Here is a 22,218-nt window from a genome sequence, read left to right as displayed (position 1 = left end):
TAAAATCTTGAAAGATAAATTCAAAAGTTCATTAATTTATGAATTCATCGTCACTATATTTTTGTAGAAACAGGAATCTGGATATTCTTTTCAAAGAAAACAATATCAATTACTGGATTTTATTGTAAGCTTTTAAGATGAACAGCTATTTTTTAACTTCTTTTTCATACTGAAATTCTCAGTAAAACTTTTATTTCAGTACAGACTTAAAATTTGTAGATCCTTCCTTATTTTTGATTTTATCATATATTTCTCGAATGGTTTCGCTCGCTGCCTTTAATCTTAGCTGAATCCGTTGATAAAATTTATTTCAATGCTTCATTGAACAGTGATATTACTCAATTAAGTTATTGAGTTACTTTGCTAATTGCATGACATAAATAGTACTATTTTCCTGTAATTTTGATACAGGTTTTATCTTTCCACGAATGAATGGATTGTCTATTTGCTTTTTTCAAATTTGATAAAGAATCTTTACATATTCCTAAAACTACCGATAATTCGTGAAATTGAAACATGAATGTTTCAATCATAAAGGTTTCTTGTATGAGATTATAATGAAGGTAGAAGTTAACAGTAATGTATACGGTGTGAATAGCATATTTAATCCTATATGACACACAATTAATTGATAATTATTCTCAGTAGTAGTATGCTTGTTTTAGAAAACATTATTATGTGAGGTGTCAGCAATGGAAAATATCATTATTGTAGGATTGTCACTTGTACCAATTACCGTATTTTTCTTTTTTTTGAACAAAGATTTACATCTATTGCCAAATAAAACTAAACGAAATTAGCTAATGATTAGATGAATCGCCCTATTATACTTAGGCTAAAATCTAACTTTTTTGTTGGAATTGGTCTAGTGAACTAGACCAAAAGATAAAGAAAAGCGAGAATATAAATTATGTAAGACGTTTATTTGGTTTTGCTACAAACTTCCAAAATACAACAAATTCTCATAATTTTTGATCAATTCATCATGCAATGCTGAATAGATTTTAAATTTCATCCCATATGGAAAAGTCGAAGAGGGTAATTCCTCTTCGACTTTCTTTGTATAGTGCTAAAACCACTTTAATACTAATGTCTATGATCGTGGTAGCTGCTTTATAAGTGAGCTGAAAGCTATTCCCGTTGGAAATTTTCCCTTTTACTTGTCAATGATCCTGTTACAAAATGTTATTAAGATATTTGGATTTCCAGTAGTTCCTCTTTTCTTCAAAAATTCCTTTTTCTTTCAGCTCTTTAATTGCTTTTAAGGAAGGGCTTGCTTATCGGTTATGATGGAATGTGGTTGGCCATAATCTCGGATTAACCGCTTAATATAGGTTTTTGTGGAGATTTTATCCCGATGACTAAGCAACCACATTTCTAAAGTGTTTCAATTGGAATCAATGGCACGCTAAAGATAGCGGCCTTTTCCTTTTTTTGAGATAGTCTTCATCAATCCACCAGTATTTAGATGAAATTCTTTTTTTTATTTTGCTTCTTCCATAACTGATAGAGTACTTTCACATGTTGTTTGTTCCAGCAATAAATGGTTGTATTATCTATACCAATACTTAATTTATGCATAATCTTGGCACAATCACGATAACTCAAAGAAAAATGGTAGTATAAGCCGATGGCTTCGATAATAAAACGATAATTAAGGGAGGAGCTAGATTTATTAAAAAGTTCCAGGTCTCCTTGGGGTTAAACAAGAGGTCTGTTATCAGTTCTTAAAAGAGCACCAAAATGAATAAAATCCTCTGAAGAGCTAGTCAGAGATTTTATTCTGAGTATCTGTTTTTTCTTGACATATATAGAATATAAAGATTTAAATCGTTGTATTCTTTAGAAGTTGTTTTTGGAAGAAGCTAATCTAAACTATAATTTTCATAGAAGTTAAACAATTATTATATGTTGGTTATTTTTTCGTTAAATAGATTTTTTTAGATTTTATAGAAAACATGACACTCTTATACGCGCTTCTAACTTATAACGTTAAGTTTCGTTTTTTTTTAAATAAATGATTTACAAAATAGAAATATGTGCTATTATAAAGTTACTTAACGTGTTAAGTTTGGGAAGGAGAGATAAAATGATACAACCTAAGTATGAAATAATAAAACAAGACATCATAAAGAAGATTAATAGTGGTGAATTTTTACCCGGGAAAAAGATATATTCTGAAGGAGAACTTAAGAGAATTTATGAAGTGAGTAATACAACGGTTGTACGAGCCTTGCAAGATTTAGTATTAGAAGGTTACTTAATTAGACGTCAAGGAGAAGGTACATACGTTAGAAGAAATTTACATCATAAGAAAGTTTTTTTTGATGAGCTTGGCCCGCTAATTGAGAAAAAACCACAAAAAATTAGTAAAGAAGCAACTGAAAAAACAATTACAAAGATTCATCAAGGTATTGTAGAAAAGAAAATTGCAAAAAAATTGAATCTGAAAGAAGAGACGAGTTTAGCACAGATTGTTCAAATAGCAATGATTGATAATTTAATTTGGAAAATTCAAATTCGTTATGTATCAGATGATATGTTAACGGATGAGATGCAGGCTCAATTAAAAGCTGGGGGTAGTTTATCAGATGAGTACAAAAAAACGAATCATTTAAATCGTTTACCAATGACTCAACAAATTAAATTTAGTGTATTAGCAAATGAAGGAGATATTTTAAATTTGCTTCCTGAAGAGGTACTTCATATTGACTGGCCTTTAAATTTACCTATTGTCAAACTTAATAAAATTTATTTTGATAATCAAAAAAAACCAATTGAATTTTCGACGACATTAATCCATTACGAACACTATGCAATTAATATTGAATTTGAAGGGATATAGCTATGAAGATAAATATTGAGACCATAAATAACAGTCATCGTTTTATGAATAATGGTTTACTGACTAAAGAAAAAGTTGAAAAAGCTATTGAAAAAGCTATAAAAAAAATTGATCATAATATGAGCCGTTTGGGAGAACATTTTCCTTCTCCTAGTACGATTAATCATAGTTATCAAACAATTGAAAATATTGAATGGACAACTGGTTTTTGGACAGGAATGTTGTGGCTAGCATATGAATATACACAAGATGAAAAATATAAAAACTTAGCAGATAAACATGTTGATAGCTTTCTAGATCGAATTGAAAAAAATATTGAAGTGGATCATCATGATTTAGGTTTCTTGTATACCCCTTCTTGTGTAGCAGCTTACAAACTTACAGGTAACGAAAAAGGAAAAATAGCAGGTATTTTAGCAGCAGATAAGCTAATAACTCGTTATCAAGAAAAAGGAAAATTTATTCAAGCTTGGGGAAAATTAGGAGCGAAAGATAATTATCGTTTAATTGTTGATTGCTTATTAAATATTCCGTTACTTTATTGGGCTTCTGAAGAAACAGGAAATCCTCAATATAGTGAGATAGCAGATAAGCACTATCAAACAACAATCAATAATGCAATAAGGGAAGACGCATCAGCGTTCCACACATTCTATTTTAATCCAAAAACAGGAGAGCCTGTCGGTGGTCGAACACGTCAAGGATACGCCGATGATTCAAGCTGGGCACGTGGGCAAAGTTGGTTGATTTATGGTATTGCGCTAAATTATAAGTTCCGACCAAAAGAAGAAGATTTTATCAAGTATGAAATAGTTACCAATTACTTTTTAAATCGTTTACCCAAAGATTTAATAAGTTATTGGGATTTGATTTTTGATGACCAGTCACAGCAAGCAAGAGATTCATCTGCCTCTGCAATAGCTGTCTGTGGAATGAATTTAATGAACAAGTATTTGCCAGAAACATTTGAAAAAAAACAAGTCTATACTTATGCGCAACATAGCATATTGGAAAGCTTAATAGACAAATATACAGAACAGTTAGGACAAGGAACCATAGCGTTGATTAATCATGGCGTTTATTCTTGGCATAGTGGTAAAGGAGTAGATGAAGGAAATATTTGGGGAGATTATTATTATTTAGAAGCACTAATTCGTTTTTATAAAGATTGGAAAATGTATTGGTAGATTTATATGAAGGAGGAAAAAAAATGGATGGAGAACCAAATATTAAGATGGTTAGAATTGATGAGAGATTGATTCACGGGCAAGGGCAGCTATGGATAAAAAGTTTAGGTGTTAATTTAGTAATTTGTGCTGATGATAAAGTAGCATCGGATAGTATGCAACAATCTTTGATGCGTTCAGTTGCGTCAAAAGATGTTGGTCTACGCTTTTGGAATCTTGATAGAACTGCTAAAGTAATTTGGAAAGCTTTGCCTACTCAATCAATTTTTGTTATTGTATCGTCGCCTAAAGATGCACTAACTTTAGCGGAACAAGGGTTTCCACTTAAAGAAGTGAATATTGGCAATATTCATGCCAAAGAAGGGAAAGAAAAAATTTCACAATTTATTTATTTAGATGAAAAGGACAAAGAAGCATTGAGAATATTACGAGATAAATATGGCTGTATATTTAATACTAAAACGTCACCAGTATCAAATGACGGAGCACAATCATTAGAAAACTTAAAAAATGTTTTAGGATAAGGAGAAAAAAGATGGAAATTTCAATGACTCAAGCATTATTCATTGCTTTGACCACAGGTTTATGTTACTCAGGCCAATTATTAGGAATTTATTCAAATCGTGCACTTGTAATGTCCTTTTTTGTGGGAGTTATTTTAAATGATATTCCAACAGCTCTTACTATGGGGGCTATTGCAGAACTTGCTTATATGGGATTTGGTGTAGGAGCAGGAGGAACGGTCCCCCCTAATCCAGTAGGACCTGGAATTGTAGGTACAATTATGGCTATTACATTAAAAAATCAAGGTGTTACGCCAGAGTCAGCATTAGCTTTATCATTTCCTTTTGCCGTTTTATTCCAATTAGTGACAACAGTACTTTATTCACTATTTGCCGGAACAACAAACAGTGCACAAAAATTAATTAAAGAAGGTAAGTTTAAGAAATTTAATTGGTTAGCTAACTTAACATTTATAGGTTTCTTTATTACAGGATTTGCTATAGGTTTCTTTGCTTCGGTATCGCGGCCAGCACTACAAAGTTTCGTGGAAGCGTTACCGAAATGGTTAATTAACGGCTTCTCTGTTTCAGGTGGCTTAATTCCTGCAATTGGGTTTGCAATGATCATGTCTGTTATGTTAGAGAAAAAGCTGACACCCTATGTTTTACTTGGATATATTTGTGCTGCTTATCTACGATTACCAACAATCGCAATTGCTTTAGCAGGAACAGTCTTTGCCTTAATTACGTATTATGAAAATCCAGACACTAAAACAGTAGACAACTTTGATAAAAAAAATGCAAAAGAATTATATCATGATTTATCTAATTTTGCTGAGGAGGATTTTTCTGATGGAATCTAAAAAAAGGAAGCTAACCCAAAAAGACTATATGCTCACTGCAATGCGCTCATATCTTTTACAAAATTCATTTAATTATAACTCTTATCAGGGAATTGGATATTTGTATAGTATTTTACCAGCTTTAAAAAAAGTATACGCAGACAATAATGATCAGTTAAAAGAAATAGCAGTTTCAAATATTGAGTTTTATAATGTTAATCCTCATATGGCTCCATTTATTACAAGTATGCAACTAGCTATGTATGAACATGGAGAAGGGATTGAAAGTACAAGAAGTATTAAAATGGCTTTAATGGGCCCTTTATCAGGTATAGGTGATTCGTTAGCACAATTTGGTATAGCACCCTTATTCTCGACAATTTTTGCTGGTTTAGCATTAGATGGTTTAGGTTTTGCTCCTATGGGATTCTGGCTATCAATGTTGCTGTCTATGTTTGCCATAAAAATGTTTATGGGTTACTTAGGACTTAAATTAGGAACAAGTATCATAGACACATTGAGTGAGAAAATAAGTAAAATATCTGCAGCGGCTAATATTGTAGGAGTTACAGTAATAGCTGGACTTTCAACTACTTTTGTAAAAGCAAATATTCCTATTAAATATGTTTCTAAAATGGCGGACGGATCTAAACAAGTAATATCAGTTCAGAAAATATTAGATAAAATTTTACCTCAAATGTTGCCTGTAATACTTACTATTGTTGTTTACTATTTAGTAAAAAAACGTAATTGGTCAACATATCGTTTATTAGCTTTATTATTTACAATAGGTATCTTAGGATCTATTCTAGGGCTATTAGGTTAAATAAAATAAAAAAGGATTGATTATTGAATTAATTTTTTTGAAAGGATAAACAGATGGATTTTGAACGTATTGAAAATTATCATAATGATTTTTTTGAAAATCAATCGATAGAAAAAGAATTATCTAAAAATAAAAATTTTTTGATACGATTGTAAATCGAGGAGAATATTTAAAAAAGGGAAAATTATATTTGATGACCCATTAGATATGGAAGCTGTAAGTACACCTTATGGATTAGAATTAGCTAATTTAATGGAAAGTCCAAATGGAGATTTAGAATGGTGTTACATGGTTAGTCGTAATGGATATATAGTAGATTTAGGTATTTTATACGCTTATACAAAGGAAGAGAAATACTTTGATCTTTGGAAAAAATATATTTTTCTTTTATTGAATGGCAAGAAAAGAGCCCTCATGTATGGCGTAGTTTGGATGTAGGGTTACGTTTAAACAATTGGATGAAAAGTTTTATTTATATTGCCGATATAACTTGCAAATTATCGAATGTTGAGAAAATTAAATTAGAAAAAGCGATAATTAAGCAAGTAAATTATCTTAAAAATAATTTTCCTAAAAAAATTATTTAAGCAATTGGGGTGTATTAGCTATAACAGGAATCTTATCTACTAATCAAATATTACCGGAATTAGTTGATGAAGAAACAAAGATATGGGGATGGAAAACTTTAATAGACGCGCTTAAAATCCAATTTTATGATGATGGAGTTCATTGGGAACAAAGCCCTATGTATCATCATGAAGTTACCATGTGTATGTTGCAATTATGGTTAAATAGTCATTATTTAAAACAACCTTTCCCACGCCAGATATATTCTATTTTAGAAAAAGCGATTCACACTAGTAATTATTACTGTGACCAAACTTTTAAATTGTTATCTTTAAATGATAGCGATGCTGTTGATTTTTCTTATATCTACAATATTTATGAATTATCAGGTTTTTTAGATCTTGATATGAAAAAAACACCTGGAATTTTTTATACAGGAAAAAGGTTTACAAAAGAAAAAGAAAAATTTTACCCAAAATATTTAAAACAGGTGAAAGTGGCTTTTTGGCTTATAAAGACTCGGATATTTACTTAACTCTATTTAATGGACGTCATGGTAGTGGCCATGGCCATGGGTCTTTAGGTTCTATTACTTTAAGTTATCAAGGAAAGGAAATAATAAAGGATCCAGGGAGGTACACGTATCTCGAAGTATACTTAAGACGTTATTTGAAAGAAGAATTTAGCCACAGTTCATTAATGGTTGATAGAACTCCTTTAACCCAGATAGAGTCTTCTTGGACATACAAAGCGATGCCAGAACCAATTTTTCATAAGTATTTAGACAATAAAGAACAGGTAGCATTTGAAATTAGTTGGTATGGAAGCACAGGAAATAATTTAGTTATTTTTAAAAGAACGATTATCTATTTAAAAAAGTTAATGGTTATTATAGTGGTAAATACAACAGATTGCCTTGGAGAACATCATTTGAGTACGCGTTATCAGATGGGAGATATGCTTAAATTAGACAAACAAGAAAATAATGTTTTATTAAAAACAACTCCGTTTGCCGTGTACGTAGGAAATCAAGCTGAAATTTCCATTACCATTAATAATAAAGTAGGATCACCTAAATACAATGAAAAATGTCAGCATGAAGAGTTATTATTGGAGCAATCTTTTAACAATAGATTGGTGTCTTATGAATGCTTTTATCCTTTTGATCAAATTGAGATAGAAAAAATTAATTGCTACCAAAATAATAAGCTATACCCATGTAGTGAGTCTTTATTTTTAGGAGTAAAAATGACTCAAAAAGGAAAAGGAAAAGTATATGAGTATTATCATAGTTCATACGATACATTTAGAGGAGATAAGTTGTATATAGGAGAACAAGAACGTATTTTACATGGGAAAGATATAATTTATCAAAAAAAGTTAGGAGAATGAACATGATTGGTTTTATTATTACAGGACATGGATCTTATGCGTCAGGAATTTACGAGGCCATGGAAATGATTACTGGGACTCAAGATAAGGTTAAGGTAATTTCTTTTTTACCAGGTATGACAGCAGATACTTATAAAAATGAAATTGTTGCAAGTATTAATTCTCTAAAAAAATCCGTATCAGAAATAGTTGTTTTTACAGATCTTTTAGGGGGAACACCATTCAAGACTGTGGCAGAACAAGTAATTAAGGAAAATGGTATTGAAGTAGTTTCGGGTACCAACTTATCAATGTTAATAGAGGGGTCTATTCTTAGATTAAAAATGATTAGTTCTCAGGAATTAGCCAACCAGTTACTTAAAACTGGGAAAGACGGAATTGATATATTAGAACTCGTTAGTAAAAACGATGAAGTAGACGTAGAGGATTTTTCAGTGGGAATTTAGGTAAAATATACTCTACCTAAAGTGCTAGTTAAATTTAGAGATAGAAAATAAAAAGGACTTTGCCTAAAGTTAACTTAAAACATCGACGAAATGAGTGATAATTCTAGGCAAAGCTCGTTAAAGAATACAAAAATATTGCAAGACTATCATCTATCTTTTTAAAAACTAAAAGAAAAAGTGTTGCCTCTCTATAATGAGTTTGTTCCTCAGAAAATTAAAAATCGTAGAATCATCGGCCAACAAATCTAATCCGATTTCGTTATCCTTTCAGCGATTATTTGGGTGACAATGCAAGGATTTACAACACGAATAGCCTAGTATAAAGCGATTGGTTCCATGGTGTTTCCTGATAATTTTCCAGAACGTTCCAGATATTACTGTATCTGCGGGTTATTATCAATAATATGAATTCTTCTTCTGTGTTAAATCCAATGTTTGACTATTTGGAAAAGATAGTATTTTTTTATAATAAGATTATAAAATATAATTCATATTTTAATTACTCGTACAGAAAGAACGTGTTTATCAAAGACTTATTCATCAAAATTTTGAAGAGTCTAAAGTTGATATTTTTAGTTATGTGCAAGGGTTTTAAAATAATCATAGAATTCACAGAGCACTGGTTTATTTATCTCCAAATCAATTTGAACAAGACGTTTATTTGTCATCAATAACCGTTTTGGAACGTTTGTGACTTTTCAGGTGTAAAAAGTAATCCTCTTGTAGTTTGAGTAGGTCTGAATAGATCTGATCCATAGGTTTGCTAGATAATAAAGAGAAAGAATAAATAAATGAAATAGGGAGTGTTTCTATTTTTTTTGCTTCTTATAATCTAAGAAGAGACAGTACCTTGTGACAAAGCGTGTAATTCACAAAATTCTTCTACAGTTATCTCTAATTTCTTGATAATGTGGGTGTTGATAGGGTGTGGATATACAAAAATATTTCGAGACGTGGTGGATAATTTTACTTTATTACTACATATGCAGTAATAAAGTAAAAAAACAATCAATAAGGGAAGGGCATCCCTACTTATTTTCTATTTGACTTCTTCTAAAAATATGTTATAATTCAATTTTTGAAGTCGTAGGTTCAATGTGAACAGGAAAAAATAGCCTAGACTTGTGTATGGAGTGCATCCTAAAAGTTGAACTTAAAAATTCAATTTTTGGGGTGTATTTTTTAACAAAATATTCTTTAAATAAAAAAAATGAGGTTAAACACTCAATTATGAAACTGTATATCTAAAAAGTTGGGAACCTTGGTTCATGCATAAAATTTGACATAAGAGCCCACAATGGTTGAAATATCCACGATAAATGGCATGATAGATTGTATTATAACTAACAAATTCTTCTGGACACTCTAATTTTAATCGATTTGAAATTTGTTCAGGTGACTATTGATGGTCAATAAATAATGTTTGGATAATAGGTTTTATTACAGAGGTATTTAATAAACGTCTACGACCACATTTCTTTTTGTTTCTATTGTATCTTCTTTGTACATTGGAAAGAGAGTACGATAATTCTCGACCAGAATGTCTTCTTAACTCACGGCTAATAGTGGATGCACTACGTTTTAATGATTTTCCTATCCTATGGATAGAATAACCCATATTAGAGTATAAGAATATTAATTCTCGTTCACCTGTAGTAATATGTTTGTTTGAAGTCATTGTATTATTTCCTCCTAATGAATGTTCTCGCAAACAACATTATAAAGAAATTTTACAATGATTTCTTTGTGTTGCACTTAAATTGTAACTCTTTCAAAGAAAAATAAGTGAAAAATAGTAAAGAAAGAACACTAATCACCGCTAATATACTAGCTAAATAAAAAAATGTTATTGTAATAAAACGTTTAGCCTCCTTATCATTGTTTATATCTAGTATAGCTTTTTAACAAAAGAAATGTAAATGTTAGACTTGAACAAATATTAATAATAACATTTTCATTTGTTTATAGAATAAGGTGTTTAAGCAGTGTCTCCTAAATAGTTATTGTAAAATACTATTATTTAGTGTAATATCGGATTTAGAAAGCGCTTCCTATTTCTGTTTTACCTAAAAAGGAGAAGGTTATTTTGAGAAAAATAAAATTTTTAGTTGTTGTTCTATCGGTAATAATGTTTTTAACTGGATGTAGTACAGATCATAGTTTGAACACCAACACCAACAAAACTATTGAAGAATCTGCAAAAGAAAAACAATTAAAAATAAAATTTAAATATAAACAAGGGAAAACATTATCATTAAATAAAATGAGTACTGAAGAACTGTACAAGATATTTGGAGATGATATTGAAGAGAGGATTACTTTTTTTTCAACAAACTATAACGAAAATGATAAATTTGTTATTTTAGAAGATTACACAATGTTGAATGGAGAAGCAATAATGGGGCTGAAAAAAGTGAACTCAAATACAGACACCAATAGTTTTACTTTAAAACAACTGAAGGAAATATTATTAATGCATAAAGAAAAGATTGAAAACTTTAACAAATAATTATTTAAGGGGGGAAAATTTGTGAAAAAAATTTTAAGTTTACTCATTCTTAGTACTGTCTTCATTGGTGGAACATTACAAGTAAATGCGGCAGAGTACAGAGAAGGAGGCAATCTTTTACAACCTTCAAAGACCGAAAATCTTCAAGAAGAGAAGCAATTAAATTATCGATTTATGGGGTTCTCAGAATTTAAAAAAGTTTTAAAGCTCCCAAGTGGAGAGTATATTCAAGGGAAAATGGTTGTAAAAACAGGCTCAACAGAAGTTGTATTAGATAGTAGTTCCAGTCCAGAGGCAATGACGTTAGAAGAAGCTAAAAAGTCTTTTAATGAAGAGGATGTGCCTCCACAACAAGCTTTATTACGTGGTGAAATTCCAACTTTCACGTTAAGACAATTGGAATACGGAGCAATTGTTAATGGTGCGTTTTCTTCAGGTATTGGGTGGCACTCAATTCCGTATGTCTATCAATCAATTACAGGGGGACCATACACAAGATTTGGAACATTTGGTGACTCTGCAAGAGTAGGCACAGGCCAACAAGCGGTACAGACATTTCTAGGAAATTTACAAGGCACTGAATTGAGTGCAAACGCCTACCAATATTTTTCTGGGATCAATACAATTTACACGTACTATCCAGATAATTTTCATTATGCTCAAACGTACCAGGTTGCAAATATTTAATACAATTCAGTTATATGGAAAATGAAATAGAGAAAAAGACAAAGATTAAAGACTCTATACTTTCTGATGTTGGTATTTTTACCAACATCTTTTTTGATTCACAAAAAAGACACCTCGAAATCCTGTAGAATTAAAGTCGCTGAACCCATTCATAGAAACGAAAATGAATACGCATTCAAAAAAACTTGTAATTCTGAAAAAAAGTGTTATAGTTTAAAATTAAACCGGTTCAATTTTAAACTTAAGGAGATGTATCTATGAGTTTTGTAGACAAATTATCTGAAAAACTGTTACCAATAGTTTCAAAAATGAATAGTCAACGTCATCTATTAGCTATCCGTGACAGTTTTATTATCACTATGCCTTTAGTGATGGCTGCATCGACCATGGTCTTATTAAATGCTTTGTTCTTTTCCAATACAGCAGTTCAGCAATTTATTAATTTAAGTCCCTTAGCTGATTTAGCTGTTATTGTGAACAATGGCACAATGAGTATTTTATCCGTAGTGGTTTGTTATAACATCGGTTGGAACTTGGCGAATCATTATATTCGTTCTGGAGAGATGAATGATCCTGCTTTTAGTGCAGTTCATGCTGGTGTTTTAAGTGTTGCGCTCTTATTTATTTTAATGCCAGTTAAAAGCATTGTAACATTGACAGATGGAAGAACAGCCGAAGCAACTGGCGTATTTATGCAAAGCCTAACTTCTTCGTCTGGTTTGGCTACAGCAATGATTGCCTCCTTAACAGGAACAGAGTTATTTATGAGTTGGCTAAAATCAAACGAATCAAAATAAAAATGCCTGATGGAGTACCACCAGCAGTAGCAACCTCATTCAATTCTTTGATTCCGGAGACAGTCGTGATTTTCATTTTTACGATTTTTGTTTTTGCACTAAACAGATTGGTAGGCTTAGATTTCCCAAGTTTGATTGAACTAATTATTCAAACACCACTTAAAGCGTTTGTTTTGTCCGTTCCTGGTATTTTATTCTTACAGTTTTTCTCTGATTTTCTTTGGGTATTTGGAATGCATGGTTCTAGTATCTTAGCGCCTATTAGACAAGCACCATTATTACAGTCTATTCAGGAGAATATGAATGCGTTTTCTGCAGGGGAAGAAATCCCTAATATTATAACAGAACCTTTTACAAATGCTTTTGGGTTGATTGGCGGTGGGGGCTGTATTTTACCCTTAGTAATCGCTATACTTTGGGTCTCTAAAAGACAAGAGCAACGACAAATTGCTAAGTTTGGTTTAACGACTTGTTTATTCAATATTACAGAACCTATTATGTTTGGATTGCCCGTTGTAATGAATCCAATTTATATGATTCCATGTGCCTTGATTCCGTCTATCAACCTTATTATTGCTTATTTTGCAACAAGCATAGGTTTCATCGGAAAAACAGTGGCAGCAGCACCGTGGATTACCCCACCTGTAATTCAATCTTTTATTGCTACAGGAGGGGACATTAAGGCAGCTATTCTTACAGTCATTTTAATCGCACTAGATGTTTTTTTATTTGTTCCATTTGTTTTAGCAGCTAATAAAGTGAATCAAGAAGGAGTGAATTGACTTGGACAAAAAATATCCATATCAAGACCCAAACCTAACGATACGACAACGAGTTTCCGACCTTATTAGTCGTTTAAGTTTGAGTGAAAAAGTTGGACAAGTGAATCAACACTTATACGGGTGGAATTGTTATGATTATCAAAAGGGTAAAATTGAATTAACAAAATCTTTTAAAGAACATGTTCAGTGGGGAAATGGGTTAGGTGCGCTTTATGGTCTATTTCGTGCAGACCCGTGGTCGAAAGTCGATTATACAAATGGAATTCCGGTTCAAAAAAGTTGGAAAGTAGCAAATCAAATCCAAGAATATGTGATCAGTCACTCACGATGGGGAATACCTGCATTGATTGTTGAAGAATGCCCTCATGGTCATCAAGCTTTAGATAGTATCTCTTATCCAACGAACATCGGTCGTGGGAGCACTTTCAATACCCAGTTGATTGAAAAAATCAGTCGTTTGATGGCTAAGGAATTGGCGACAAAAGGTGTTCATATAGCGTTAGTATCAACACTTGATCTAGCAAAAGATCCGCGATGGGGAAGAACGGAAGAGTGTTTTGGTGAAGACCCTATATTGAGTGCTCGAATGAGCGAAGCTGTAATTAAAGGATTTCAAGGAAGTTTAATCTTAGATGAAGTAAATTTCTTAGATCTACGCGTTTCGGATATAAAAAAAAATCCAGATCAAATTGGAGTAGTGTTGAAGCATTGTATTGCCCAGGGAGACTCATTAGGTGGCCATAATTCAGGGACTGTTCCAATTGGCAGAAGGGAATTTTCGGATGTTTATATGCCACTTTTAAAAAGTGCTCGAAATGCAGTTGGAGTCATGGCTGCGTACAATGATATCGACGGTGTTCCATGCCATGTAAATCAAACATTGTTAGAAAAACATTTACGTAACGAAAGTGGCTTCCAAGGACTAGTTATGGCTGATGGAATTGCATTAGATCGACTGAGTGATGTCTTTCAAGATCAGATAGAAGCAGCTGGACAGGCGCTAATTGCAGGCGTAGATCTAAGTTTGTGGGACGATACTTATACTAAAATCGAAGCAGGTGTCGTGAATGGGATCATAGATGAAAAAGTTTTGGATCATGCGGTTAGTCGTGTATTAGCAGTGAAGTTTCTTTTAGGCTTATTTGAGAATCCATTCATTCAACCGATTGATCAAAAACAACTATTAGAAGAGTCTAGAATAATGAACGAAGAAGTGGCCAAAGAGAGTTTGGTACTTTTGAAAAATAATGGCATCTTACCATTGAATTATAGTGGTAAAAAAATAGCAGTCATAGGTCCCAATGCTGATAGTATTTATCATCTATTAGGGGATTACTCTGCTCCACAAACGAGAATCCAACAACAGAAAACCATCCTTCAAGCATTAAAAGATACAATGGATGATGCAGAAATTATGTATGCTGAAGGTTGTGAAGTTAGAAATGAAAATCACCAAGAACTAAAAATTAAAGAAGCAATCAAAATAGCAAAGGAAGCAGATATTATTATCACTGTTTTAGGCGGGTCTAGTGCTCGAAATTTTGATATGGAATTTTTACAAAACGGTGCTGTCTCATCAAAGGGAATTAATATGGATTCAGGTGAAAATGTTGATGTTGCTTCCCTTACGTTGTGTGGAAAACAAGAGAATTTATTAAGCAAACTGACCTTATTGCATAAACCAACCGTGGCAATCCTTATTCAGGGACGCCCGCATGATATAACTTTGGTGGAAGAGTACTCAGATGCTGTCCTTGTTGGTTGGTTTCCTGGTCAAGAAGGTGGACAAGCGATTGCCAAAACTTTGATTGGAGAAAATAATCCAAGTGGAAGATTAGGTATCACTTACCCAAGAAATAGCAATCAACTTCCTGTTTATTATTACCAACGAGATGCATCTAAACAAGAGGACTATTATGATTTGTCTGGAAGTCCTCTTCATGAGTTTGGAGAAGGATTAAGTTATACGACGTTTACTTATGGAGCACTTGCTTGTCAAAGAAGTGTTGACAAACTCCAAGTATCCGTTAAAGTTAAAAATAGAGGAAATCTTGCCGGCAAAGTGAGTACACTTTTATTTATTAAATTGCTCGGGGGTTCAGTCATTCAACGAACAAAAATACTCAAAGATTTTTGTAAAGTGACGTTAAATCCTCATGAAGAAAAAATAATTGTATTTACGTTATCATCTGATGATTTTCGATATCTGGGTGCGGATGATTGTTGGCATTACGTAAAAAAAGCAAAAATCATGATAGGAGATCTTGAAAAAGAGATCGATCTCGATTGATTAGTGGGAGTGGATTAAAATGGCGTCAATAAGAGATGTCGCACAATTAGCAGGTGTTTCGGTCGGCACAGTTTCGCGATATTTGAATGGCCGGCAACTGAAACAATCCAATATGGAAAAAATTGCTTCTGCTATTGAAACCTTAGATTATAAGGAGAATATTATCGCAAAGGGTCTAAAAAATAACCGTAGTTTTTCATTGGGACTTTTGATGAATAGTATCTCCAGTCGATTTGGTTCTGAAGTCGTTTCTGGAATCGAAAAGGTTGCTGAGAAAAATGGATACAGTTTGTTACTCAGCGGATTTTCAAATAGTCCTAAAAAGAACGAAGAAAAAGTAGAATACTTGTTAAAACACGCTGTTGATGGAATGATTGTCTTCTTATCTGGTGAAGAATGCACAGATATCATGAAACTAACACATATTCATGTTCCAATCGTGTCCTTGAATAGTCCGGATATTGCGAATGTAGCCGATGTTATCTTATTGAACGACCGTCAAAGTGTTTATGAAGTAATCAGCCATTATCTAGCAGTTGGACACAAAAAAATCGGTTATATTTCTGCATCGCAATCGGATTATACTACAAGAGAACGACTGTCTGGCGCACAGACAGCTATGACATATGCAGAAAGTGAAGCAGAAATGAAAATTGTGGTGGGAGATTATACGAGACAAAGCGGTTATCACGGTACTGAAGAATTAGTAGCATGGGGAGCGACTGCGATTTTTGCCAGTAGTTACAACATGTCAGTAGGAGCATTGGAATACTTCAATCAAAAAGGGTTAATAATCGATAAAGATATCGCTTTTGGACATTATGATTATCTTTTTGAAGAAGAACAAAGTTTGTTACCACAAATAACAGTGAATCCTCCAGCAGAAAGAATGGGTGAGATATCCACAGAACTTGTCTTAGAACGAATCAAAAGGGGAAAAGCAGCCACTAAAACCGCTGAAAAGCAAATAATCTTAATGAAAAACCAATTACTAGGACTACCGAAAAAAACAGAGTAATGAATTATCAATTTTCAGAGATTTTTTGATGGGGGACCGCAGTGAGCAGTTCATAGAAAGAAGATCAGGTATCAGGATACAGCAAAAATGAGAATATTTTTGACCACTAGTGTGTCAAAGAACCTGAAATTTTTTAATTTAATTAGGTAAGTTCAGACATAGTATCGGAAGTCTATCTCAATACAAAGAGGGTATGCAGATGATCGTTGAGATCAAACGGATTGACGATAACTCTTTTTGAAATTTGATTCAATAGAGTCGTTTAATTCCTAATGGAAAGGGTGTAGTCAATCCATAGGCTGTTTCTTTTTACAATAATTATTTTGATGAATTGATCAACAATGGGATTTAACCATTCGTCAATCTTATAACTTTGATATACCATGGCATTACAAGAAAAAGGCGGTTGGTTATATTGGAATATCGCGTGGTAGCCTGTGTCATTCCTGCCAAGACTTGGTATAAAGTCAAAAAATGGGTAACTAATAATGAATCAATCGCTCCATTTGAGACTGACTTTTTTTATCAATTGCATTATCCAAAAAAGTAATGTGAAACATACTGTTCAAGTTGGACTCAATTAAGCCTTTGCTGATTAAGGATTACCATGAAAGCGGACAAACTAGTCAAATTGGCATCATACTGAATCTAACAACAAGTCATCCAAGAGACAGTAATAACTCAAAAGGCGTCCGTGCAACGGAAATCGCAGATATCTTTTATAACCGTTCGTTTCTTTATCCGACTGTCAAAGGGACCTTCCCTGAATTGCTGGTTAAAATTGCGAAAAAGTTAGACATGATACCTGATATGCAAGAGAAAGATTTCTTCAACATAATCAAAAATAATCCCGTCGATTTATTAGGGATTGATTATTATCAACCACAGAGAATTATGTCGGGAAAATACCTGTCGATCCTGTAGCGCTACCATGATACGTAAGGTAAAAAATGAATCTTTATAGTAGATGGAAGATCTATGAAAAAATAAATTTATGATATATTGGTTAACATTTGTGATGATTATGGTAATCTGTCATGCTTTATCTCAGAAAATGGCATTGGCGTTGAAAATGAAAATCGTTTCTTAAGTGAAGAAGGGATGGTTCGTGATCGTGATGACTATCAGGGGTTATTAGTTCAAGCAAGTATCTGAAGATAATGGTTTTTAACAAGAGTTAGCCTTAACCATGAATATATTTTTAAATGAGTATTTTTATCTTATTAGAAGTTACACTCGAAGAGCATCAAAAAAAGAGGTTGTTTTGCGCATTTTTTTGCCCACCATTTTACGCTATAATCCATATTCAAACTAGCTAATGGGAGGACAAAATCATGAATAATCATTTCAAAGAAAACAATACGATTATCGAATTATTATTAAAGCCTTAGGCTTAACTACCATTTTGGATTTAGTTATTGTGATTGTACCAAGATCATGCGTAAATTCAGTATTAGAGTCCATCACACTACCATTTACTGTTGGAATAAGCAATACGGAAAAGTCTGTATCATTTATGGAAGAAACGGAACAAGTGGAGAACATTATCATTGGCGAATTGATGAAACGTATAAGCGAAAGATTTTTATCGGGCCATTGATTCTAATGGTGAAACGTTAGACATGTAGCTGCGTAATCATAGAGATAATGTTTCTACAAAAGCGTTCATGAAGCGATTAATCCGTGATTATAGTCAGCCTCGATCGATTGTAACAGATAAATATGCTTATTCATTAAAAGCAATCAAAGAGCTGAAGGAAGACGCAATTCTAGTTGAAAAGGTGACTTACTGGAAGTCCCAGTATCTAAACAATATTTGGAAACAAGATCACCGACAGACTAAAGGAAAATTTCATTATGGAAACAGTTTCCAATTCACTTACACAGCAGCTAAGACCATTAAAGGGATTGAAGTCGTTTCGGCTTTATACAAAGAAAGTCGAAGAGAAATTGCTCTCTTCGACTTTTCACCTTGGAATGAAATTGAACAGCTATTTAAAACAGCATAAATAGCTAGTTGAAAATTGGAACAGCCTGTTTGTTTTTTTAATTTTACAACACAACCATGTGGAAACAGTTATATCTGACAAAAACAAAAAAATTCAATTGTTATATTTTTATTTTCTATATGCTGTATTTAAGTGAGATAATTTGCAATATAACTAAGTACCATTTATCGAAGCTAAAATCCCGCCATTAAAAAGGAAATTGACAGCCCAAGGTTTTGATATAAAATTTTTTTGTATTGACATGCCAGTTACTTACCGCATCTGTTTTTCTTTAAGTCCAATCGCTCCAATGGTTGAAATAACAGCTACTACAAAGTACGATACTATTATTACAATAGCGTTGTTCCCATCAGTGGGTAATAACAAATCGGGCAAATTGAGTACAATATATATAATATAAATAGAAATAATGTTAACTGGAATGGGCGTTCTGTTTTAGTAAATGTCCCTAGAAATAAAGCTACCGAAGGAAGACTACTAAGCTAAAAATTACTAATACCGCTAGTAAATCAATCGTAAAGCTACGAATAAACACAGGTGAAACTAGGAAAAAGCACAGTAACATACCTCCACAAATACTAGCTAGTGCCTGGCGTAACGGTGCGCCTGTAATTGTTCTTAACAGTTCACTCATACCGCTAAGATCTTCTTTACTACCAAGCCGACTTAAAGCCAACACCCTATCCAAAGCCCAAATATTGTAATAAACCACCGTAAATTCGATTCTCTCAATAGACGGTGGAGCTCATTTTTTATCAAGAAAAATAAACTAAAACTTCCGCTTGATACAGGCTGCCAATTTTTTGTGGGTGTTTTGTCTTTAACTTTTGCTTGCTTTTGAAACTTAATTTTTTTCTTTTGCGTAACTTTAGCTGGTCTCTTTTCTAATAAAAGAGCAGCTACAAAAGTTATTATCAAAGCTACTCCAATCACAAGAAATATACTAAAAAAACATTTATATCTTTTGGTATACCTGTAAAGTATAGTTGATTATTTCCAATATATGAATAATTATTACTGCCAAAAATAGTCATATCATTTACAGGTTTTCCTATATTAGCAATAACTGCAATATTTATAGTTTTTTCTAAGAGAAGAATACCTGTAAAATCAAAATTAACTGAAGGATATGGATTCTCTTCTGTCAAACTCATTGAATAAGTCAGACTGATTAGAAAAAATAGACAAACAAAAATATCGCCAATGCATTCGAATTTATCCTGCCAAAAATACTGGCAGTTTCTAAAATTAGAGAAAATGCCGAAACAAATAGTAATCCAGGAACTAATGTAAGGAAGGGAGATATAAATGTCCAAATGCTAAAAGGCTCTCCGCGAAAAGTTATAAGTATCGTAATTAATGATCCGTACATGACTATTCCTAGTAGTAACAACAGTAAAATGAATCCTGCAATGATTTTTCCGAAAACATATTGAAAACGTCCTACGCCACTAGCTAAAAGTATATCCATCGTTCCTGTACTACGATCTATATTTATTAAGTCTCGAATATAAACAAAACCAATGAGTGGTAAAAAGATTGTTAATATTAATGCAGAAGAAATAGGTATCCATGTAGGATTTCCACCTTGAATAAAAACACTAGGTTCAATATTCATTACATGTATTCCACCTATTTCATTTTTAGGTGCAAGTAGAAATGAAGAAGTTAGAGCTACTGCGGCTATTGCCCAAAAAGAAAATCGACGAATTTTTTGTTTAATAGAAGATAAAGCGATCATCCAAGTGTTCAGATTAAACACCTGCTTTCAAAGCAGACAGACAGGCGTCTTCAAGAGTTGCTACAACTGCTGTTCCTCCTTTAGGAACATGTTCTGCTATCTCACGAACACAAACACCTTGAGCTGTCTGTACCAAACTACTAATAACAGCTGTTTCTGGTGGCAATGTATACTCCCAAACTCGACCATCTGCAGTAGTCATTAAATCTTCTGGTGAACCATCATAGACTAAGTGCCCTTTTTTCAATAATAGGATTTGTCCAGCGACTGCTTCAATATCGGAAACAATGTGAGTACTAAGTAAAACAATTCGTTCAGTGTTCAGTACTAAGTTCACTGAGAAAGTTGCGCAATCCTACACGTTCTTCTGGATCTAAACCTGTAGAAGGCTCATCAGCAATAATAACTTTCGGATTACCTAATAGCGCAGCACTAAGTCCTACACGTTGCCGCATTCCACCTGAAAAAGCAGCAAGAGGACGATTGCCGGTATCTGACAAATGAAATTTTTTCAATAATTGGGGAATCTGTTTTTTTGCATCGGTATGTTGAATCCCTTTTGCTGCAGCCATGTAAAAGAGAAACTCACTGGCAGAAAGTTCTGGATATACAGGAACATTTTGTGGTACATATCCAAGTATTTTACGCATAATATTTGGATTTTTGAGAATACTTTTACCGTTTAGAAAAATGTCTCCGGTTGTTGGTTTTTTTAGAGTTGCTAAAAGATTTATTAATGTACTTTTACCAGCTCCATTTGATCCCATTAAGCCGATCAAACTGCCTGATTTCAATTCTAAACTTACATTTTCAAGCGCTGTTTTATTTCCAAAACGCATGGTAAGATCTTTACAGCTTATTTCCATTGTCTGTCATCTCCGTTTTAGTATAAAAGAATTTCAATTAGTTGATAACGCATATAGACTACTATATTGATTATCATACTAATAATGCTTTTATAAAAAAACAGACCTGAGGCGTATCTTCTTAAAAAATGATAGTTTAAAAATCATAAATAAAACAAAACTATTTTAAATAAACTTTGAATCTTGAGTCATCTATTTATCGAAAAAGGAGGACATTTAAATGCCAAAGTCACAGCTTTGTTAGAGATGGTATCCCGATGATTGCGAAGCCACATATCTACTGTATTGCCATTGGAATCAATCGCACGATAGAGATAACGGCCTTTTACTTTGACGTAAGTTTCATCAATCTGTGGATAAATATCAATAAAGAAGACAGAAAAAAGAATATTTTTTATGTAATTGCCAATAGATTTCTTCTTTCAAATTCGGAGAAAGCATATCAATAGCTGAATGGGGTTTTCTATGGTTATAGAAATCTTGATATGGGAGCCAAATGTGTTTATTCTACTATTTTGGAACTTACAAAAAATATTGTACACCCTTGTTCCTGATAAAGTGGCCATGATACGCTTTTCTTGTCTATCAGTTACCTTACCAGAAGGAATGAACTCTATTGAGAAAAACATATGATCGTGAATTTAAACTAAAGGTTTCACAGAATCTCCTTGAAAAAAAGTAACTGCCAAAAGAATCGCTGAAAAATATAATACCTCTCGTCCAATAATCTCTCGGTGGATCTCAGAATACAGTCGATACGGAAACAAGACTTTTGTTGGGCTAGGAAAAAGATTACCTGATAAAGCAGATTTCTACATTCTTGAATAGGGAAATAAACGCCTAACAAATGTAAGTAGGCAAGGATATTATTTATGACGGAATCGTCGCCCCCAGTAGGACTCAACTCCGCC

At 32.9% G+C, this 22,218-nt stretch carries 20 protein-coding genes and 7 pseudogenes; 18 read left to right on the top strand and 9 right to left on the bottom strand.

What is annotated here, in order from left to right; all coding sequences use genetic code 11:
• Positions 1-1,004: 1,004 nt before the first annotated feature.
• A pseudogene (locus tag IGI63_RS15035) lies at positions 1,005-1,689 on the bottom strand (IS6 family transposase).
• Positions 1,690-2,089: 400 nt separating this feature from the next.
• Here IGI63_RS15035 and IGI63_RS15030 point away from each other — a divergent pair.
• From IGI63_RS15030 to IGI63_RS14990, 9 genes are all read left to right on the top strand, one after another.
• Positions 2,090-2,845, top strand: a complete 756-nt coding sequence (locus IGI63_RS15030) for a GntR family transcriptional regulator (protein ID WP_429976147.1) — start codon at positions 2,090-2,092, stop codon at positions 2,843-2,845.
• Positions 2,842-4,032: a glycoside hydrolase family 88 protein gene (locus tag IGI63_RS15025; RefSeq protein ID WP_429976305.1), complete on the top strand. Its 1,191-nt coding sequence runs from the start codon at positions 2,842-2,844 to the stop codon at positions 4,030-4,032. The genes IGI63_RS15030 and IGI63_RS15025 overlap by 4 nt, the downstream gene beginning before the upstream one ends.
• 23 nt (positions 4,033-4,055) lie before the next feature.
• Positions 4,056-4,556 (top strand): PTS sugar transporter subunit IIB, encoded by a 501-nt coding sequence (locus IGI63_RS15020; protein ID WP_429976146.1) that lies wholly within the window; start codon positions 4,056-4,058, stop codon positions 4,554-4,556.
• Between the two features lie 11 nt (positions 4,557-4,567).
• Positions 4,568-5,398 carry a PTS mannose/fructose/sorbose/N-acetylgalactosamine transporter subunit IIC gene (locus IGI63_RS15015; protein WP_429976145.1) on the top strand — a complete coding sequence of 277 codons (831 nt, stop codon included), beginning with the start codon at positions 4,568-4,570 and terminating at the stop codon, positions 5,396-5,398.
• Entirely contained in the window at positions 5,388-6,203 is an 816-nt protein-coding gene (locus tag IGI63_RS15010; protein ID WP_429976144.1) for a PTS system mannose/fructose/sorbose family transporter subunit IID, read from the top strand. The genes IGI63_RS15015 and IGI63_RS15010 overlap by 11 nt, the downstream gene beginning before the upstream one ends.
• Before the next feature lie 207 nt (positions 6,204-6,410).
• Entirely contained in the window at positions 6,411-6,641 is a 231-nt protein-coding gene (locus IGI63_RS15005) for a hypothetical protein (RefSeq protein WP_429976143.1), read from the top strand.
• A gap of 169 nt (positions 6,642-6,810) precedes the next feature.
• Positions 6,811-7,305, top strand: a complete 495-nt coding sequence (locus IGI63_RS15000) for a heparinase II/III family protein (RefSeq protein ID WP_429976304.1) — start codon at positions 6,811-6,813, stop codon at positions 7,303-7,305.
• Complete coding sequence (locus IGI63_RS14995; RefSeq protein ID WP_429976142.1) at positions 7,275-8,162, top strand: heparinase II/III domain-containing protein; 888 nt, start codon at positions 7,275-7,277, stop codon at positions 8,160-8,162. Before IGI63_RS15000 ends, IGI63_RS14995 begins: the two co-directional genes overlap by 31 nt.
• Before the next feature lie 2 nt (positions 8,163-8,164).
• Complete coding sequence (locus tag IGI63_RS14990; protein WP_429976141.1) at positions 8,165-8,608, top strand: PTS sugar transporter subunit IIA; 444 nt, start codon at positions 8,165-8,167, stop codon at positions 8,606-8,608.
• Positions 8,609-9,265: 657 nt separating this feature from the next.
• Here the strand turns inward: IGI63_RS14990 and IGI63_RS14985 are convergent.
• Together IGI63_RS14985 and IGI63_RS14980 are read right to left on the bottom strand one after the other, a co-directional pair.
• Positions 9,266-9,593: pseudogene (locus IGI63_RS14985) on the bottom strand (type III secretion system protein PrgN).
• Positions 9,594-9,902: 309 nt separating this feature from the next.
• Positions 9,903-10,286 (bottom strand): annotated as a pseudogene (locus IGI63_RS14980) (transposase); the annotation flags it as partial.
• A gap of 408 nt (positions 10,287-10,694) precedes the next feature.
• On the opposite strand from IGI63_RS14980, the gene IGI63_RS14975 reads away from it, so the two are divergent.
• From IGI63_RS14975 to IGI63_RS14940, 8 genes and pseudogenes are all read left to right on the top strand, one after another.
• Complete coding sequence (locus IGI63_RS14975; RefSeq protein ID WP_429976140.1) at positions 10,695-11,117, top strand: hypothetical protein; 423 nt, start codon at positions 10,695-10,697, stop codon at positions 11,115-11,117.
• 21 nt (positions 11,118-11,138) lie between these two features.
• Positions 11,139-11,804, top strand: coding sequence for a hypothetical protein (locus tag IGI63_RS14970; protein ID WP_429976139.1), 666 nt, complete (start codon positions 11,139-11,141; stop codon positions 11,802-11,804).
• A gap of 257 nt (positions 11,805-12,061) precedes the next feature.
• A pseudogene (locus tag IGI63_RS14965) lies at positions 12,062-13,383 on the top strand (PTS sugar transporter subunit IIC).
• A gap of 1 nt (position 13,384) precedes the next feature.
• Complete coding sequence (locus IGI63_RS14960) at positions 13,385-15,673, top strand: glycoside hydrolase family 3 N-terminal domain-containing protein (RefSeq protein ID WP_429976138.1); 2,289 nt, start codon at positions 13,385-13,387, stop codon at positions 15,671-15,673.
• A 19-nt stretch (positions 15,674-15,692) separates the two neighbouring features.
• On the top strand, positions 15,693-16,691 hold the full coding sequence (locus IGI63_RS14955) for a LacI family DNA-binding transcriptional regulator (RefSeq protein WP_429976137.1): 999 nt from the start codon (positions 15,693-15,695) through the stop codon (positions 16,689-16,691).
• 588 nt (positions 16,692-17,279) lie between these two features.
• A complete protein-coding gene (locus IGI63_RS14950) occupies positions 17,280-17,615 on the top strand; it encodes a family 1 glycosylhydrolase (protein ID WP_429976136.1) in 336 nt (111 codons plus the stop codon).
• Between the two features lie 78 nt (positions 17,616-17,693).
• Positions 17,694-17,846, top strand: coding sequence for a hypothetical protein (locus IGI63_RS14945; protein WP_429976135.1), 153 nt, complete (start codon positions 17,694-17,696; stop codon positions 17,844-17,846).
• Between the two features lie 217 nt (positions 17,847-18,063).
• Positions 18,064-18,700, top strand: a pseudogene (locus tag IGI63_RS14940) (IS6 family transposase).
• A gap of 460 nt (positions 18,701-19,160) precedes the next feature.
• Here IGI63_RS14940 and IGI63_RS14935 read toward each other — a convergent pair.
• From IGI63_RS14935 to IGI63_RS14910, 6 genes and pseudogenes are all read right to left on the bottom strand, one after another.
• The gene (locus IGI63_RS14935; RefSeq protein WP_429976134.1) at positions 19,161-19,334 is read right to left on the bottom strand and encodes a hypothetical protein; all 174 of its coding nucleotides are present in this window, start codon (positions 19,332-19,334) and stop codon (positions 19,161-19,163) included.
• A gap of 295 nt (positions 19,335-19,629) precedes the next feature.
• Positions 19,630-19,854: a hypothetical protein gene (locus IGI63_RS14930; protein ID WP_429976133.1), complete on the bottom strand. Its 225-nt coding sequence runs from the start codon at positions 19,852-19,854 to the stop codon at positions 19,630-19,632.
• Between the two features lie 17 nt (positions 19,855-19,871).
• On the bottom strand, positions 19,872-20,441 hold the full coding sequence (locus tag IGI63_RS14925) for an ABC transporter permease subunit (protein ID WP_429976132.1): 570 nt from the start codon (positions 20,439-20,441) through the stop codon (positions 19,872-19,874).
• A gap of 13 nt (positions 20,442-20,454) precedes the next feature.
• On the bottom strand, positions 20,455-20,778 hold the full coding sequence (locus IGI63_RS14920; RefSeq protein WP_429976131.1) for a hypothetical protein: 324 nt from the start codon (positions 20,776-20,778) through the stop codon (positions 20,455-20,457).
• Positions 20,756-21,307, bottom strand: coding sequence for an ATP-binding cassette domain-containing protein (locus IGI63_RS14915; RefSeq protein WP_429976130.1), 552 nt, complete (start codon positions 21,305-21,307; stop codon positions 20,756-20,758). The genes IGI63_RS14920 and IGI63_RS14915 overlap by 23 nt, the downstream gene beginning before the upstream one ends.
• A gap of 242 nt (positions 21,308-21,549) precedes the next feature.
• Positions 21,550-21,660 (bottom strand): annotated as a pseudogene (locus tag IGI63_RS14910) (DDE-type integrase/transposase/recombinase); the annotation flags it as partial.
• A 263-nt stretch (positions 21,661-21,923) separates the two neighbouring features.
• Between IGI63_RS14910 and IGI63_RS14905 the strand changes: the two are divergent.
• A pseudogene (locus tag IGI63_RS14905) lies at positions 21,924-22,132 on the top strand (transposase); the annotation flags it as partial.
• Positions 22,133-22,218: the final 86 nt, after the last annotated feature.

Source organism: Enterococcus sp. DIV0086 (assembly GCF_050498705.1).
GTDB lineage: Bacteria > Bacillota > Bacilli > Lactobacillales > Enterococcaceae > Enterococcus > Enterococcus faecalis.
The sequence above is the reverse complement of the archived record's forward strand: the minus strand, read 5'-3'. Positions and strand labels throughout refer to the sequence as shown.

What these genes read in the sequence shown, in the direction of transcription:
- IGI63_RS15030 (WP_429976147.1), top strand. Translation starts at nt 2,090, where the DNA reads ATGATACAACCTAAGTATGAAATAATAAAACAAGACATCATAAAGAAG.
- IGI63_RS15020 (WP_429976146.1), top strand. Translation starts at nt 4,056, where the DNA reads ATGGATGGAGAACCAAATATTAAGATGGTTAGAATTGATGAGAGATTG.
- IGI63_RS15015 (WP_429976145.1), top strand. Translation starts at nt 4,568, where the DNA reads ATGGAAATTTCAATGACTCAAGCATTATTCATTGCTTTGACCACAGGT.
- IGI63_RS15010 (WP_429976144.1), top strand. Translation starts at nt 5,388, where the DNA reads ATGGAATCTAAAAAAAGGAAGCTAACCCAAAAAGACTATATGCTCACT.
- IGI63_RS15005 (WP_429976143.1), top strand. Translation starts at nt 6,411, where the DNA reads ATGGAAGCTGTAAGTACACCTTATGGATTAGAATTAGCTAATTTAATG.
- IGI63_RS14990 (WP_429976141.1), top strand. Translation starts at nt 8,165, where the DNA reads ATGATTGGTTTTATTATTACAGGACATGGATCTTATGCGTCAGGAATT.
- IGI63_RS14955 (WP_429976137.1), top strand. Translation starts at nt 15,693, where the DNA reads ATGGCGTCAATAAGAGATGTCGCACAATTAGCAGGTGTTTCGGTCGGC.
- IGI63_RS14935 (WP_429976134.1), bottom strand. Translation starts at nt 19,334, where the DNA reads ATGAGTGAACTGTTAAGAACAATTACAGGCGCACCGTTACGCCAGGCA.
- IGI63_RS14930 (WP_429976133.1), bottom strand. Translation starts at nt 19,854, where the DNA reads ATGAGTTTGACAGAAGAGAATCCATATCCTTCAGTTAATTTTGATTTT.
- IGI63_RS14925 (WP_429976132.1), bottom strand. Translation starts at nt 20,441, where the DNA reads ATGATCGCTTTATCTTCTATTAAACAAAAAATTCGTCGATTTTCTTTT.
- IGI63_RS14915 (WP_429976130.1), bottom strand. Translation starts at nt 21,307, where the DNA reads ATGGAAATAAGCTGTAAAGATCTTACCATGCGTTTTGGAAATAAAACA.